Genomic DNA, 18,893 nt, shown 5'->3' on the forward strand with positions numbered 1-18,893 from the left:
GGTATCGATTTTACAAAAACAGGTGATTTTACAACGGTTCTCGTTGCTGACTTAGATAGCGCTTCAAGCCCACATACCGTTTCTCAGGCATTCACTATTCCATTTTACTCACATAATGTAGATACCCTTCAAACTTATATGAGAGTCCGTATTTGCGACTCATCATGTACTTATACAACCGATTCACTGGGGCAGAAAATTTTAACTTCGACGGGCGTGCAGCCTGCTGGAGAAATTGAAGATTATAAAATTAGTTTACGCTCACCATTTGATTTAGGTGATGCCCCATTTGATGCCAATGTTGCGGACTTTGCAGATGAGTCAAATGGCCCTATGCACCATTTCAGATCCTCTATGTCAAATGATTATTCTGAACCGGCTCTTACTTTAGGCTCTTGTTGGGACTCTGAGGAGTATATGACAGGTAATGCTAATGCTGATGTCGATGATAATTCTGCAGTGGTCGGTGGGGCTACAGGCATTTCTTTTGGTGGCTGTGGTAATGATGATGAAGATGGTGTGACATTACCAGCAACTTTTGTTGCGGGTGAGACAATTAATGTTTCTATTACTTACAGGCTAAATTATTTTACTGCGAGCGAAGTTGATTGGGCGTTGTTTATTGATTGGGATAACAATAATGACTTCACTGGTGACTTAACTAACTACGGTACGATATCTCATTCACTAACAGAATCAGGGCAAGGAGCGATTAGAACAATTAATGTTGCTGTTTCAGTTCCAGAAACAGCAGTATTAGGTGAAACATATTTAAGGGTAAGAAATTGTTTAGGAGGTATTATTGGTGAGGAGTCCTATGATTGCCAAGTACCGAAAGGCAGAGCATTAAGTGGTGAGGTTGAAGATTATAAAATTTCAATTGAAGGACCTAAATTAGATTTTGGTGATGCTCCTGATACCAGTGCAGGTACTGGCGCAGGTAATTATCAAACAACAAGCGGTAGTGGTGGCCCTTCACATAAAATTTCAGATACTGATGTAGATGGAGTGGTTGATTTTCGTCTTGGTACCAATTGGGATGATGACAGCGGAACTCTGCAAAATGCTACAGCAACAGCGGATGATACTAATGGTACAGATGACGAAGATGGCATTTCAATTCAGCAAATATTAGCGGATAACTCTTTACCTGAAGTTACCAATGTTTATGCAGGGGATGCGATTAAGCTAACATTTACTGCTGGTATAGATACTAACTCCGGTCACCCTGCCACTGCTTATATCATGAAAACGTGGATTGATTGGGATCAAAGTGGGACATTTGACACTGACGAAGTCCTTTTTGCTGAACAAAGAGCGTTACCTACAACAAGTGACACTTACAACAAATATTTTCTTAATTACAGAGTGCCACTTTACAATTCGACGGGTGATGTATTTATTCGTTCAAGAATATGTTCAACCGATTCATGTCCATCAGGTGGTAGTTTAAATGCTACTGGCCACCTTGATGATGGGGAAGTTGAAGATAAAAGGATGAACATCCAAAGTAGTGAATATGACTTTGGTGATGCCACAGATACTAATACTTACACCAAAACACAGGGTGATTATGCCTCGATATGGACACAAGATGGCGACCCTGTTCCTATGCACCGTAAAGCGGATAGTGATGGTGATGGTCAGGTTAACATCAAATTAGGAAGTATTTGGAACGCCGATAATGGTACAACGACTTCATTTACTGACAGCAGTGATGATGGATATGCCGGTCCTTTCTATTTACCTAAATGTACAAGACAAGATATAACGTTTACCGTCACCGCTGACAATGACTTTTTATCAACAGCGTATATCAATGCATGGATAGATTTTGACAGAGACGGTGAATTCAATACTAGTGATAACTGGTTCCGTCATACAGAAGACTTCTCTTCTGGATCAAGAGTGAGAGAAGTTACTTTAACTGACCAGTTAATCGTATGTTTTGTAAGTTTAGGAGCAAGTTATTTACGTTTTAGGGTTTGCTCTGTTGAAGATGAGTGTCAATATCCAGAAGGCAATATTACACCTAGTCACCTTGTTGCCACTGACGGAGAAGTAGAAGATTATCCAATTACTATTGGTGAGCAACTAACTGTTTCTGGAAAAGTTTATAGTGATGTTAACTCTGACCAATCACCGAGTGGTGGGGCAGAGTCAGGTATCAGTAATGTATTGATTACCTTACATGATAAAACGACTAATACGTGTCAATACGAATCAACCGATGCCAATGGGCTTTACAGTTTCGATATTACATTCGGTAATGATTATGATGTGTATGAAACCTCATCCAGTGGTACGTCAGCCTGTCCTCCTTCTCCTTCTAGCGAGATAGGAGACAGTAGCGGCTTTATTTCAACCTCGCCTAACAAAGTTGAATTAGGCACTGTTACCTCAGATCAAGAGATTAATTTTGGCGATAAATTGTTAGGTAATGCTTTTTCAACTTGTCCTTCAGAGGCATTTGTTAACCCATATCGTTTCTCTTCAGGTGCAAATAGCTATTTTGCTAAATTGTATCCCGTTACTGCATCTGTAACGGCAACAAGTTCAAGTAATAATGATTACGATGCGTTTGGCTTTAGTGTTCAACAGAACAGAATATTTGGTATAGATATAGCGACTCAACACGTAGTTGCGGTTGATTCGGTTGGTTATAAAATATTCAGCGTGAATGTTGGGTTAGATTCTGCAAGGGATTACGTTGCAGGTGATATCAGTGACGATGATATATTGGTTGTAATCGATGATCAGTCAAATGTTCGCTTCATTAATGTTGATTCAAAAAGTGCTAATTATTTGTCAGTGGTAGGGACCACTAGTTTATCGAGTGCGATCAATTTCCAAGATATCGCATTTCATCCAACCAATAGTAACGTTGCCTTTGCTGTGGGTAATAATAACGATGCTTACCGTTTAACCTTTAATTTCTCTAATTATACGGTTACATCGTCGTTAATTACTTCAAATACCCCAAGCAATGTCACAGGCCTTTTCTTTGATGCACAGGGCGTACTTTATATGTATGACCACAATAATGAAGAAATCTGGCGTTTTCCTGTTTCAAGCTCTTCTGCAACGTCGATTACAGGATACTTAGTTAAAGATAATATCGCGGCATTAAATCCTAATATAGGTAGTGATGCTGCAATGTGCCGTAATGCTCAATTCTTAACTGACTTTGCTGATGCACCAGATAGTTACGCCACATTATTTGCTTCTGGTGGGCCAATGCATGACGTAACAAATGGTGGTTTACCGCAAATTGGTAGTGGAAGTTCCGACCATGAAACTGAAGCTGCTGCATCGACGAGTGCAGACGGTGATGATAATGCAGGTTCAGATGATGAGCATGCGTTAACAAAGCCAACATTTTATGGGTATCTTGATTCTTCTAGTGCTGATAGTTCATTGAACGCATTGTCCTTTAATATTCCCGTTACGCCTGCTTCGTCTTCTGGCCATATCTATGCTTGGATCGATTTTGACGGTGATGGTACCTTCTCTGACGAAACCCTATCTACTTCTACCATTTCAACATCAGCAAGTTCAGTGCAATTAACGCTCCCTGTTCCTGCACATGTTCAGCCTGTTGATAGTTTCATCCGTTTAAGAACCTGTGTGACCAGCTCAGACTGTGACATGCCAACAGGTTTATTATCTGCTTCAGGTGAGGTTGAAGATCATGCCATTTCTTTGATGCCTACAGGGGATATTGAAGTAGAGTTGGCACTTGATCCTGGTCAAACAGTCACTAATGGTATTCCTTTTAATCTTGTTGTGTCTGTCAGAAACCACAGTTCATTTATTGTGCGTGATGTTATCTTACAAATGACAATTCCTGATGATTATATTTTCATAAAAGCTTATCAAGGTGATGGCCAAACTGAATTGGCGCCAGGTATTTATGATGAATCAACTAAACAATTAAATCTCGGTAATGTTGGTGTCGGTTTTGATGACTATGCGACATTAAGGTTTATTACGAAAACAACATCGCCAGCTTCTCTTGTGGGCGAGGTGCTTTCTGCGAAAATACAAGATACTGTTTCTTCAAATGATAGCGACACAGAAACTCCAACAGTAGTTACAACAGTACAGCCTAGTATATGTGTAGCACCCATGGTTGAAGAAAGAGGGGACGCTAAACTCGATGCGGCAACTAACGAGTACATTATTACCGAAGAAACAATAAGTCAGCGTGGTTATCTGTGGAGTTACGACCTCATTGATCTTGGTGTTCCGCAATATTTTGAATTGGCAGTTTACCTAGGAGACAGATCATGTAACAGCGGCTGTAATGCTGGTACTGGAACAATAGAAGCCGGTGCCGATGGCATGACTTTTATCATGACAACGGATTCCCGTGGTTTCAACGCCGTCGGTTCATGGGGGGGATTACTAGGTGTTGGCCCTGGAGGTGATGGTCCAATAAGTCCATCGGTTATTTTTGAATTTGACACTTATGATAATGCAGGTAATGGCTACAATGACGATCTGAGTACTGCTGGCGGTACGCCAAATTATATTGATCATACCGCGGTCTATCTAAATGGTGATTTAAGTTCGGGTAATGATGCTATTACATTGATGGATCCTGTTGCGGTTGGTGGCCCTACTGCGACTGGAGCATTAACCGGTGAACTAGAAGATGGCAGATACCACATCACACAGTTTTATTGGGATCCTGCAACGAATAACTTCCGGTATTATTTAGATGGTGTTGAGATAGGAAACGTTACTTTTGATTTTGTCAGTCACTTTAATAATCAAGATAAAGTGCGATTCGGATTCTCTGGTAGTACGGGAGCGGCATGGAACCTACAAAAAGCATGCTTTACTAAAGCTCCAGTTGTGTTGGGCCCCGATCTTGGTGACGCTCCGGATATTTCTGCATCAACAGGAGTCGGTGACTATACAACGACTTATTCGAATAATGGCGCTGCACATGTTCAGTCTGATGATGACGATAATGGAGAAATTGATTTACGATTAGGGGCTCAATGGGATACAGATTTAGGCAGTTATCAAAATCCTATAGCACTTGCTGATGATGCTACCAATTTGGATGATGAGGATGGCGTCACCTTCTCTGTCTCTGAAATTGATGGTGTACCTTTTGCCGCAGCTGGCGAAGTCATTAATGTGACTGTCACCGTCAATGCAGATACTGTGGCGCAAGCAAATCCTATTCACCTATATGGTTGGTTTGACTTTAATCGTGATGGTGATTGGGATGATTCTGGCGAGAAAGTTATAAGCAGTACTAATGCTAATAATGGAATAAATAACTTTAGTGTCTCAGTTCCTAGCAATGTTACGTATGGGTATTCCTTCTTTAGGATTCGAGTATGTGACTCAAGTGCGTGTGATCGAATCGATAGTACTGTGGATATTGGCGAAGTAGAGGACTATAGATTCCTGTTTTATGCCTTATCAAGTAATAGTACCTGTGACACAGCACTTCAAACGCGTTTTGTTAGCTCAAATTACATTTTTGAGCGACTCAACTTGGCTAATAATCCTTTAGATACCACAGCAATAGAATCACCATTAACGGTGATTAATCAGTCAAATATTTCTGGGCTTAATGCCATAGGTTTTGATACAAGCAATGGCTACATTTACGGCGTGTTTGAGAATACGACTACGCAAGAGTTGCATCTTTTTGTTACCGATCGCTCGGCTACAAATGTCGTTGATTTAGGTTATGTTTACGGTGATAGCAATATTGATATTCAGCTATCTGATGGCAACTCTGTTGCTATTTCTAAAGGGAATCCTTTCAGTACAGCTGCTCTTGCTAGTCCTACTGCCGGTGCGATGTCTTCTGATAACCAATACTTATATGTATGGAACCCTGCTTGGCACTCGATAATAAGGATCGATGTTGCAACACAAGAGATGTCAGTCATTGATTTCAACTTCACGGGAGGTATTACAGGGATCTCTGCTGGCGATGATATTGCGGTTGATAGTATTCGTCATCATATTTATGCCGTAGATATTGTGGCAGGGTATTTATATCAAATAACAACATCAGGAGATGTAAGTCGAACCTCATTACAGTTCAATGGATTGGCGTCACCGACAGTGGATGGAAGTGGTAACTTACAAACACAAGCGTTGGTGATGGATAATATGACCAATTTGTATGTATTTACCAATGGTGGTAATCATGACACGAATAATGATAATACAATAGATAGTTCAGATATATCAGCTGTTTATAGAATTAATGTGCCTACCGCTGCTGTGACATTCCAAAAAGAATTGAATACCAGTTCCCAAGTAAATTCTGATGTTGCAGGGTGTTATCAGTCAAAAGATTTCAGTGATGGAGATAGTCAATACCCGACCGCATCTCATTTATACGTTGATAATATAAATAACACAGACAACTCAAATGTGCCTGATGGTATTGGAGACTTCTTATTAGGGACAAATATCGATCCAGAGTTTGAAGCGAAAGTAAGCGCTCAGGCAACGGGGGATAATTATCATGCATTGGATGATGAAGAGCTTTCTATTCCTTCACCAATTATTGTTGAAACACCAACTAATATCGATGTTCCTCTTGTCGGGGCTGGCTATGTGAATGTTTGGGTTGACTTAAATCGTGATTATGACTTTGACGATGCAAATGAGCAGATTGTTAATGATAGTTATTTTAATGCTGGTGCCAATTCTGTTTCTATTGATCTTGATGCCGCGAGTGCTAATGGGTATAGCGGTGAAACGACGATGCGAATTAGGTTCTGCTCTGCACCATCAAATTGTAATACGCCGACGGGAGAGGCGAATGATGGCGAAGTAGAAGATCACGTCTTTGAATTACTTAATCGTATCGTATTAAGTGGATTCATATTTGATGATAATGGTGTTTCAAGTGGTACGGCTCATGATGGCATTAAAGATAGTGGTGAAAGTGGCCTCAGTGATTTTGATGTAACGGTAACGTTTAATGACAGTGGAGTTGCAGGTATTACAACTGGTGACATCATATCAACCAAAACGACTCGCGGAGATGGATATTACCGTTTTGTATTGGGTGTAGATTATTCAGGTAAGAATTTAATTTTAAATGTGGTGCCTCAATCAAGATGGATTGCGGTGAGTGAAGCCAATATTACAGGTGTAAGTCAAGTTACTAGTACAAGTAATCAAGATGGACAAATGTCAGTGAATGCTTTTGCGGGTGATGATGTAGCAGGGCTAAATTTTGGTAAAGTCGCAATGCCATCGTTGACTGAAAATCTATTTAAAGAGACTGAACCAAACAAAGCCGTTTTATTCCCTCATCGTTTTAAATTAGCAACATCTGCGAATGTTACATTTACCATTGAGAAAGACAGTAGGTACACAGACTCTAGTGGTTGGAATATTACTCTTTATTACGATACAAATTGTGATGGAAATATAAATAATATCGATAATAAAGTTATTTTAAATTCAGCAATACTTTATACAGGTTTGACTGATGTATGTTTAATTAGTCGTGTTTTTGTTCCTGCGAATGCGTATTTTAATACTCAGTATGCATACAAAATAAATGCAAGTGTTGAATTAGCAGGTGTTTCTCCTCAATTAACTAAACAAGTTGTGGTAGAAGATACGACTAAAATAACGTATGCAGGCTCTGGTCAGTTAAGTTTATCTTTAACAGTTAATAATATATCGAAAGATAACTCACCATTATTAATTAATAATGGTGAGCCCGGAGATATTCTTGAATATGAGATAACTTATAGAAATAGTGGTACAGGCCCAATAAGAGATATCGTAATTTATGAGAATACACCACCATTTACGAAACTCTCAGAACCAGTAAATTGTTCTTCTTCTGAATTAAGTTGTGTCGTAAATACAACACACGGCACTAATACCGTTGGATATCAAGGTGAAATTCAGTGGACGCTTACAGGCGACTTATTACCAGGACAAATAGGCACATTAAAATACAAAGTTTCTATTGAATAATAATATTATTTTTTCTTAAAAATGGTATTAATAAATTCAGTTTATCTAATATTATTTATATATAGCTATTAATTTTTTTCAGGAGGTTATTTTATATATAAAAATAATGTAATTATTCTCAATATGCGAAGCCATTATATTAACTTTAATTTAATTAACTGAAAAATAATGATTTATTTATTGGCATGCGATTAGCATGATGCTTTCCTGACATTGTGTCTTTTATATTTAAATGGAGTAAGTATGAAAAACTTAATATTAATTTTTTTACTTAATTTAGCACTTGCGTTTTCTGCTTCTGCTAATCAACCGCTAACAAGTCAAATGAATGCCTATTTAATAGAAGTTGATAAAAATGGTAAAGAGTTATTAAAGTCTGCTGATGAAGTTTCACCTAAAGATACAGTTGAATATCAACTGGTTTATAAAAATCATAGTGATCAATCATTATCTGGTTTAGTTATTACCGGTCCAATCCCTGAAAATACTCAATATGTAGGTAATACCGGTAAAACCATTATTGCATCTAAATTCTTGGTCAGTATTGATGGTGGTAGCACTTTCGAAACTGAGCCCGTTAAACGCGAAATAATGAAAGATGGTAAAAAAGTGGAGGTCATTATACCACCAGAGAAATATACCGATGTGCGTTGGATTCCTGAAAGTCCAATTAAAGCATCAGAGCAACAGATATACACCTATCGTATCGAGGTTAAATAATCAAAGTTGAGGCCCGTGCGGATGCAAGGGATTAGCTAAGTAATACGAAGATCAATTAACACCTAAAAGGTAAATACTACATGAATACGCAACTAAAACCCATAATGACGTGGTTTGCTGCGGGTTTAATATCAGTAGGTGCAGGTGCTTTGTCTAGTCAAGCCCTTGCAGCCACGGCAGCCGGAACTGATATTAAAAACTTAGCAACCGTAACGTATGAAGATGCCGCTGGTAATACATACAGAGCCTCTTCGAACGAATCAGTTGTAACGGTACAACAAATCTATAGTGCAACAATCGAAACAGATAACGATGTATCTGCAGCTCCAGGTTCTACCATTTACATCCCTCACGTGGTGACTAACACCGGTAATGGTCAAGATGTTTATACATTGACCTTTGCTGATGGTTTACCTGCAGGAGATGGTCGTACCGACACCATAGATTCAGTGACATTAAAACTGTTTGATGACGCTAACACAAATGGTACACCAGATGCAGGTGAAACAGAATTCACAAGCGGCGATACCATTACATTACTCGCTGGTGAAACAATGAACTTGATCGTTGGTGTGGGTGTACCTGCAACAGCGAATATGAGTGATACCTTAGGGATTACCTTAACGGCTGAAGCGCATAATGCTGGGGGTGCAGTTAGTACTCCAGTTACAGATTCTGTAACTGATGTAGGTACAAATAATGACTCTGCTAACGGTACTAACGCCGATGTAATTACAGTAACTAATAATGCTGTAATTGATATCAATAAGGCGTCAACTCACTTAACGGGTCTAGGTTATACAGAAAGTTCATTTGGCTTGGATCTGGATAATGATGCAACCACTGACCATCCAGTAGAGTTAATTGAGTATGTTGTAACGGTAGCGAACAATGGTAATACAAACGCTGATAATGTGACTATTTTTGATGGTCAGCCAGCTAATACTGCCATTATTCAAGGCCAAGCGACATTGACACAATATAACCCGATATCTGATGGTCTCTTTGCTGCATATGGTGATACAACGACCACTTATGCTGCAAATATTGTTGACGAAACGAGTCATGGCGTCGACTTAGACCAAGATGGTTCAACAGAGGCAAGTGGTGAGAGCCTTATTGCAGGCGGTACTGATGTCAACTCTGATGGTGATGCAATAGATGATAATATTCCGGGTTTATACGCTGTCGATGCCGAATTACCCTCTTTCACCTCTGTGTCAATGACCTTCTATGTTGCTTATTCACCAGCGATAGTTGATGGTGATGTGGTCGTTCGAAACAGTGCATATGCCTGTTCAGATTTAAACGGTGATGGTGATACAGTAGATACAGGTGAGTGTGCTGATCCAACAAGTCCTCCACCAAGTACTTCAAATCCAACAGAAGTCGTCACAGAAACAACCACAGGTGTTGATGTGTCCGATACGGGGACAACAAGTACAAGTGGTTTAGGTGGTGATGACGATAACACTGTTGATGATACTCAAACTATCACGACAGCACCGACTGGCAGCGAGTTCTTCCTTTATAACAAAGTGGCGAACAACGGTAACAAAATTGATATGTTCGATGTTACCACACCAGCACCAGGTGACCCAGGTAACAGTTTCCCTGCTGGCACAACGTTTAGTTATTGGAATGCAACAGGTACTGCTCAGTTAGTCGATAACAACAGCAATAGTATTCCTGATACTGGACCTGTCCCATCCGCAACGTGTTTAAATTCAGGTTTACTTGCCGATGCAGCAAGAACTGAAGATGGAATAACGTTGAACTGTAATGAAATGCTAATACGTGTTGTTGTTCGCTTACCACCAGATGCTCATAATTCAACTGCACCATTTAATGCAACAACAACCATTACGTCTACAAATGATCCAACAATTTCAGCATCGAAAACTGAAAGTTTGACTACGGTATCACCACCAACGGTTGATGTGGCAAACCAACAAATTACGCCAAATCCTACAACCAATGTGGATCCTGTCGATGTAACAGATGGCACATTAGATCCTGCTGATATCGCCACTGTATTTAATGATGCAGAACTTGGTCAAACGTTGACAACGACAGTATATATTACGAACGAAGGAGGCAGTCCTGATTCATTCACACTAACCACTGGCGGTAGTTATGACGTAGCTGGTACAGCTTGGCTTGCGGATATGCCAACAAACTGGACTATTGTGTTTAAAGATGCAGGTATCGATACCGATTCAGATGGTACTGTAGATGTTCTTGGTACTAATACTGTCATTACGACCACACCTCCTATTCCAGCCAATGGCACACAAGTATTAACGGCAGAAATAACCGTTCCACTGGATCCAATCTATGCTCGTGCACAAGCAAATGATTCCGCGTTACCGTTTGCTGCTGGTGAGCAAGCAAGTGCAATAGATGCAAATAGTGATGGCGATAATGATTACATTATTTATATCCAAGTAACCTCAGCAGGTTCTGGTGCGACAGACATTAAAGTAGAAGCAATTGATATTCGTACGATTGCGAGCATTGATTACACGCCTACTACACTGTCAAACCAAATTGAAGCTGGTGGTGGTATTGCATATGAACACTTCCTATCTAACACTGGTAACACAAGAGAATACATCACATTAGATTCTGCTAACGATAAAGCAGCAGATGGCTTTGATAATACGTTAACTATATTAGATAACGATACGGGCCAACCTATTGAGATTGGTAACTTGTGTGATACAGGTGATAGAACCATTAATGTTGTGCCAATGGATGGTGGTGCTCCAATCGCTGTTGAAGTGCAATGTGACGCAAGTGACGGTACTGATTTACAGCCAAATATCCAGTTAGAACCGGGTGAAAGTATTCCTCTATTGAATACGGTATTTGCCCCAACTAATGCAACTGCGGGTACTGTGAATAAGACAACACTTACTGCTGTCGTCGTTTCTGCTCCAACTATTACCGCACAGGCTGAAGATAACTCAGAAGTTATTGCAGGTCAGCTACGCTTGTACAAATATGTAGATCTTGACGCAAATTGCGACTCGATTCCAGATAGCGATGGTGGATTCCAACAAAGACATTCTACGCTTGTCGAGCCTGGTCAATGTATTATTTGGAAGCTTGTTGCAGTGAATGAAGGTACAGATGATGCACTTAATGTAGTTGTAACGGACGAGTTAACCGAATACACCACGTTCCTCGATCTCACAGGTGCAAATGTTGGTGAGCTTAAGTCATGTCGTAACTCAATAACTACTCCTGTGTTATTTGGTGCTGGTACATATTCATTAACGTCAGATAACTTAGGTCCTCTATGTAACCCTGATGCTACAAGCCATACAGCAGGTACCATAACTCAAGGAGTTAGTGGTTCTGGTGTTACTTACACCATCGGAACACTTGAGCCTGGTGATAAAGTTATCAGTCACTTCTCAGTAACCGTTGATTAAATCACATTAATAAAGTCCTCCCTACAATTGTAGGGGGGCTTATTAAGCGTATTGCTAATTCGTTTAATAAGCCCTTTTCTTTTTCCCTTGGAGATCGCAATGGCATCCTATTATGTGGTAACTATTTTTAAGTTATTAGTTATCTTCATTCTATGTTGCAATAGTTTCTATGTCTCTGCTCTTACTCCTGCAGGGACAAGAATCACGCATCAATCGCAGATAACATATTTTGATCCAGAATCTGGAACAAACATTTCGGTTATTTCTAATTTTTCGACAATTACTGTTGCGCGTGTTTATGATTTCGAATTAATAACTGACTTTAGTGATGTTGAAGATGAAAATAGCCAAAGGTTAGCAGCAGCAGGAACAACGATTAATATACCTATTACGATTAGAAATACCAGTAATACAAAAGATAGTTATAAGGTTAATGTAATTAACTCTCCAGGAGATAATGGCGATATATACTCATTTAATTCAGGTGAAGTTAAAATATATAATGACTTTGATGGCAATGGTATTCTTGATGCTGGCGAAAATGAATTAAAAAAAGACAGTGATGGCAATTATATAACGTCTATTCTTGGTGTTGATGAAATAACAGCGTTACTTTACGTAATATCGATTCCAAGTCATGCTGTCGAAGGAGATTTTTATAACTTAAGTGGTAATATTGTTTCACTTGGTAATAATAATAAATCAGAGTTTAGTAATATAAAGGTTGTTGTTGTAGATGGTTCAGTAATTAATCTAACTATTCATAATAATCCTATTTGTTCTCAACATGTTGGTCCACTTGGCGATATGGAATATATCGTTCATTATAATAGTATTGGGAATAAATTACCTGATGTATCCTCTGACGGTTATCTCGTTTTTACCAAAAATGAAGCGGGTCAATTACTTTCATCATATGTGACCGGTGTATTAATTACGGTAACACTTCCCGCCAATGTTCGGTTAAAGCAAGATAAACTTAATGATGACGGGACTCCACTAAGAGATCATGCACCTATTAATTTCACTATGCCTAATTCAAACGGCGTGTTTAATGGAGGACTTGTCGTTGTTGGGATTAATAATACGTTCTTACTAGAACAAGAAAATGAAACCTTAGACTGGCATGATTACGGTACTTGGGATGGTGACGGTAATGTAGAAAAGATAGGTTTTCTTGTATCACCAGATCACCTTAAACCTGGGCAGTCGGGACACTTTAGCTACTATCTAGAAGCGAATACTATTTTACCACGTGGTGATTTGAGCCCTCTTCAAGTTTACTCTAGAGCAGAAGCTGAGATCTCTGATTCTGAAAACATTGTGACTCAAAGCAGTAAAGTTTGTAATACCTTGTTTGATGATAGCTCTTCATTTTCGAATGACCCTGATAATAATCAAGTGATTAGATTTCAATTGTTTAACCCTGAATTGTTTGCAGCGAGTCAAAATGTTTTAGTGAGACACTCTGATGATGATCACTATATTGATAACGATTTTTATTTTGTTAAAGAAACGGAAGAATTTCATGTAAAGCTTGATGCAATTAGTGCGCGTATTGAATTAGTAGAAGCCAATATGCATCGTTCGGTTATCGATATTATTGGTCCAGAAAGTTCTCACTATCCAATCATGGTAAGAACTGAAAAAGGTAAAGATTCTTTTCATTGGATGTTTGCTGAAACAGGTGCCAATACAGGCATATTTAGAAGTATTATACCGCTTCATGCATCGTTAATTGATGAAGATTTTCTTCGTGTTAAACAAGATCACTGCCTGGATGATGTCAATAGTAGTGTGGTTCCTTCAGGAGCTGGTTCTGGTTTTTCGGCGCTCTCAGACTTAGTGTCAGGAATAACAGCATTGGTTAATTTTAACGCAGATTTTCTTCAGGGGACTACGGCGGAAAATTGTGAAATTAAATCAGAAACGGATGACGTACTTTACTTAGATGTTATGCGTCGTGGCTCTGCAAAAATTATTTTGGATACCACCGCTAAAATAAGCCCAGAGTTCACTGTGTTTGATACAACGACATTTAAACCTGTAGAAAATGTAGATGTACATTTTTATCAAACAACAAATGGTTCCGCCCCTGATGCTAAAGTAAGAGCGCCTAATGTTGATAATTATAAGGCTCCTATTGCGTCAGTGAGGACGAATGAAAATGGTATTGCATTATATCCTAAATTAACTAAGTCCGATAATGAATATTATTTTATTTCTGTGGATCCTCCTACAGGATTTACGTGGCCTTCTAATTATACAGATATTAATACATTTAATATTTTTAATGTTAAGCCTGAGTCTTATGGTCCTTTTGGTAATGAAAATATTGCTGATTCAGGTATCTTTGAAATTAGAGGTCGTACATTAGTAAATCAATTCGATATTCCGATTGATCCAGGAATTGTCGATAGAAAATTAACGTTAAGTAAAACGGCAGATAAAAAAACAGCTGAAGTTGGTAGCTTTGTTAAATATACAATAATAGTAAATAATACCTTACCTGACGGCTCACTCTATAATGCTAAAATTATTGATAAGATTCCTTATGGATTTAAATATATAGAAGGCAGTGCTCGTTTAAACGAGGTTAAGATAGATGATCCAATAGCGAATGAAAATAAAGACACTTACACATTCTCTATTGGAGAGCTCAAAGGGGTAAACTTTGAGCCTACTTATGGTGTATATACGCTTGATTACGTCTTACAGTTATCTGCAGGTGCGATTGATTCTGATGGAATTAATTACGCCTATGCCGAAGCCTCTTCGATGGCTGGTGGAGGACTAATCACATCAAATGTCGATAATTATCAGATCATCCCTTCTCAAACAGGCGTGATGTCCGACAGTGGTATCATTTTTGGTCGTGTATTTATTAATGCCAAATGTAATAAGTTAATGAAAAGTGATATCTGGCCGATTGGTGGAGTAAAAATATATTTAGAAACGGGTGATTATGTTATCACAGATGAAAATGGTCAGTATTCAATGTTTGGTATTAACCCCGGAAATCACGTACTAAAAGTTGATAGAGAAACATTACCAGATGATATTGAACTATCAGTAAATGGAAGTAGAAATGCTGGAGTACCATTTTCTCAATTCATTGATCTCATGGGGGGTGAAATGCACAAGGCAGATTTTGTTAGCCCATGCCCTACAGATAATCAAGAAGAAATTTATGAGGAACTTAAGAAGCGAAATGAAAATATTAATGGCGACTGGTTATTTGAAGAACAAATAAAAAGTAATGGTAATAAAAAGACAACGTCGAAAAAGGTAAACACGTCAGATTTAGTATCTGGTGTTGTCAGTGGGCCTAAAAATAAGGGTGATAATAAAAACGAGAGTGTATCAAAATTGTCTTCATTTAAAGGTTATGCCCTGCAAACATTTGAAGGCAATCAGATAGAAGCTGAAAATTTCATCAATAAACTGCCACGTAATATAAAAAAGAAATCATATATTTATCCAGTCTCTAATGATGTTGTTGGAGTAAGAATTGGTTTTAGTCACAATCAAGAAAATTTAATTAATTTACGCCAAAAGTTGATTGAAAATAATATTGAGAATAAACCAAAAGAAACATTATATGATCGTATTTTAGATGACGATAAATTAAACATTGATAATCTTATAGAAGATAAAGTACCTCTACCTCAGGAAGAAGTAAAAACGATTACTCAGTCTGAAGCAAAAGAAGGTACATGGTATTGGCCAAAAGGCGAATATAGTTATGATGGTCGTTTTATTGTTGTAATTAGAGGTGATGTTAACCCTAGCTTATACATTAATGGTGATCTAGTTGATGACACCCAACTTGGTGAACGTATTATCAATAAAAAGGAAAGGGCCCAAATATTAGCTTGGTATGGGGTAGAACTTACTGATGGAACAAACCTTGCCCAAATAAAAACAATGGATAGTTTTGGTAATGAAAGGATATTGTTAGAAAAGGAATTTCGTCACCCTAAATCAGCGAAAAATATAGAATTAATTTTAGATGAAACATCATTACAGGCTGATGGTGGACGATCTGCAATACCAATAACATTAAAATTAACCGATGAGTTTGGAAATTTAGCGCGGGGTATTTACTTTGTAACGTTAAATAATGATATGGGATTGCCTTGGTTAGAACCAGATATCCAAGCGTCTATTAATGGTCATCAGGTTCGAGTAATTAATGGGGTAAAAACGATCTATCTGCGTAGTAGTAACGAATCAGGAAAAATAAAAGTTAAAGCAGAGCTCAATGCGCTTGAAGATGTTGTAGATATTTATCAAGTCGCAGCAAGTCGACCTTTATTTGTTAACGGTATACTTAGTTATACTGGTAAATATGGTAAATTTTCAGGTTTAGTACCGTCTTCACAAAAAGAGGGTTTTGAAAATCAACATTATTCTGACGATGAAAGAGCCGCTATTTTCATGAAAGGTAATATTAAAGGAGATTTACACTTAACATTAAGCTATGACTCGGCAAAAGAAGATGTAGCGTTACAAAGAGAAATTTCACCTGATAGTTACTATCCTGCTCCCGGTGACGCAAGTATCAGGGGTTATGATGCAAGAAGTGATTCAAAATTATTCGTTAAACTCGAAAGAGATCGCAGTTATGCAATGTGGGGTGACTTCAGTACATCTGACGGTGTATATGAATATGATTTAGCCAGAACAAGCCAAATACTTAATGGTTTTAGTGGCGTATTTGATAAAGGTCCCGTTCGCCTTCAATTATATGCCTCACAAGCAGAAGATTTGCATAAGGTCGAGGAAGTACCCGGTAATGGTACAGCAATGGATTATACCTTAACTGATGGTCGATTAGTTCGTCACTCTGACATTGTTTCCCTTATTACTTACAGTAGAGATAACCCGGGTCTTATAATAAAAGAGACATCTCTCAAACGTTATTTTGATTACACAATTGATTATTTTACAGGTGCTATCAGATTCAATAGGGTCATCCCGATGTTTGATGAGGATTTTAATCCAGTTAAAATTCGTATTGCTTATGATTTAGATGGTGACGGGGAAAAGTATGAAGTCGCTGGTACGCGCGGGTTTTATAAGTTTAATTCATACTTTGATTCGGGCTTTAGTTATGAATATAACAGCAGTGATTCTACTGGTTATCACTTAGGAGGTATTTGGGTAAATTATAATATAAATAATAAAACTGAGATCAAAGCATCCGTCGCATCCTTATCACACGATAGGCTGTCTGAGGATGAAATGCTTGGTTCAATATCATCAATCGATGAGACTAAAAAAGTCTCAAATGCAATGGCTTATAAATTAAAATTAAAACGCGATTGGAGCCCTGGCAGTTTCTCTGAATTAGAATACTCATATGCAGATGATGATTTCTCTAATTCTGCAGCACCAGTAGTAGCTGGAAGGCAGGAGTTTAAATTACTTCATAGACAAAAATTATCTGGATTAATGAATTTAAATATTAATGCTAGCCACTCAGAAAAATTATCGACTAAAGATTATCAACAGTCTGTGGCAGTAAATATCGATTCAAAAATTTTGGGTTCTAAGTGGACAACGACATTAGGTAGTCGATATATAAAAAATAAAACAGAAGAACAAACGGAAAGTTATACAACGGCTATTTTAGGATTAGGTCGAACATTTGATTTATTTAATAAGCCCGGTCGTATTGATTCTGAATATGAACGAAGCTTCGGTCATAAGAGCAAACAGCGTTTTAATATAAAAGCAGATTGGCAATTACACAAACAGGCAAGCGTTTATAGTCAATATGAATACATTGATTCACTAACGGGTATTAATAATTTAGGTAGTGGAACAACAAGTCAGTTTACAGCTGGTATTGATATAGATTGGCTGCATGGAGGCAGTACATTTAACGAATTTAGGCAACGTGGCGTTAGCAACGGAAAAATGATGGAACTGGCTAACGGTTACCGTGGACAGTTTGAAGTTATTCCAGGTATCAGCGTTGACCCATCTGTTGAGTATGTAGAGGTTTTAAAAGGGGATAAAGAGTCAGGTTTTGCCGTTTCTTTGGGGGTAGCTGATATACGTAACCCTAATTTTAAAACAACAGGGAGAATGGAATTTAGACGTGGTGATCAGGAAAACTATTACGGTTTCCTTGGTGCGTGGATCACACGCTTAAATCAGGATTGGAGCGGTTTAGTAAGGGAAGAGTATCGATACGTAGATAAAAAAGAGACAAAGAATACTTGGGATAACCATTTAAGTATCGCTGCTGCTTACAGACCAAGATTAAAGAATAATTATCACCTTCTAACATCCTATGAATGGAAAGTTGAGGATAATGAAAACAAAAGAGAAGCCCATATCTTTTCTGCTCATCAAAATCTTGAGTGGTCAAATGATTGGATATTATCTGGTAGGTTGGGAGTTAAATTAGAAGATTTTTCATATTACGATGATTATTATAACTCTGTATCCACCATACTTGATGCGAGATTAATTTATAACTTTAGTACACGTTGGGATTTCGATGTTCATGGCGGAATATTAGGAACTGACTGGTTTGATAGTCGACGTTATTCAGTTGGTATAGGAGCAAATTATATAATTTATAGAAATATTCGTCTTGGCGTTGGATATAATTTTATGGGATTTGCTGATAGTGACTTAGACCCTCAGGGTTATAACTTAGATGGATTTTATTTCGATATTATGTTCGCTCTTGATGAGAGTCTGTTTGGTTGGCTAAGTGAATAATGAGGT

4 protein-coding genes are annotated in these 18,893 nt (G+C 38.2%); all 4 read left to right on the forward strand.

What is annotated here, in order from left to right; translation table 11 throughout:
• The first annotated feature begins 519 nt into the window (after positions 1-519).
• Positions 520-7,986, forward strand: a complete 7,467-nt coding sequence (locus C9J42_RS04985; RefSeq protein ID WP_369917487.1) for a GEVED domain-containing protein — start codon at positions 520-522, stop codon at positions 7,984-7,986.
• Positions 7,987-8,229: 243 nt separating this feature from the next.
• Complete coding sequence (locus C9J42_RS04990; protein WP_107206757.1) at positions 8,230-8,706, forward strand: hypothetical protein; 477 nt, start codon at positions 8,230-8,232, stop codon at positions 8,704-8,706.
• A gap of 80 nt (positions 8,707-8,786) precedes the next feature.
• On the forward strand, positions 8,787-12,146 hold the full coding sequence (locus C9J42_RS04995) for a hypothetical protein (protein ID WP_233217690.1): 3,360 nt from the start codon (positions 8,787-8,789) through the stop codon (positions 12,144-12,146).
• Positions 12,147-12,245: 99 nt separating this feature from the next.
• Positions 12,246-18,887, forward strand: coding sequence for a DUF11 domain-containing protein (locus C9J42_RS05000; RefSeq protein ID WP_107206756.1), 6,642 nt, complete (start codon positions 12,246-12,248; stop codon positions 18,885-18,887).
• Positions 18,888-18,893 lie beyond the last annotated feature (6 nt).

The sequence above is a fragment of the Photobacterium sp. GB-56 genome (genome assembly GCF_003026105.1).
Taxonomy (GTDB): domain Bacteria; phylum Pseudomonadota; class Gammaproteobacteria; order Enterobacterales; family Vibrionaceae; genus Photobacterium.

Excerpts from the sequence above, each read along its gene's own strand:
- C9J42_RS04990 (WP_107206757.1), top strand. The coding sequence starts at position 8,230 with ATGAAAAACTTAATATTAATTTTTTTACTTAATTTAGCACTTGCGTTT.
- C9J42_RS04995 (WP_233217690.1), top strand. The coding sequence starts at position 8,787 with ATGAATACGCAACTAAAACCCATAATGACGTGGTTTGCTGCGGGTTTA.
- C9J42_RS05000 (WP_107206756.1), top strand. The coding sequence starts at position 12,246 with ATGGCATCCTATTATGTGGTAACTATTTTTAAGTTATTAGTTATCTTC.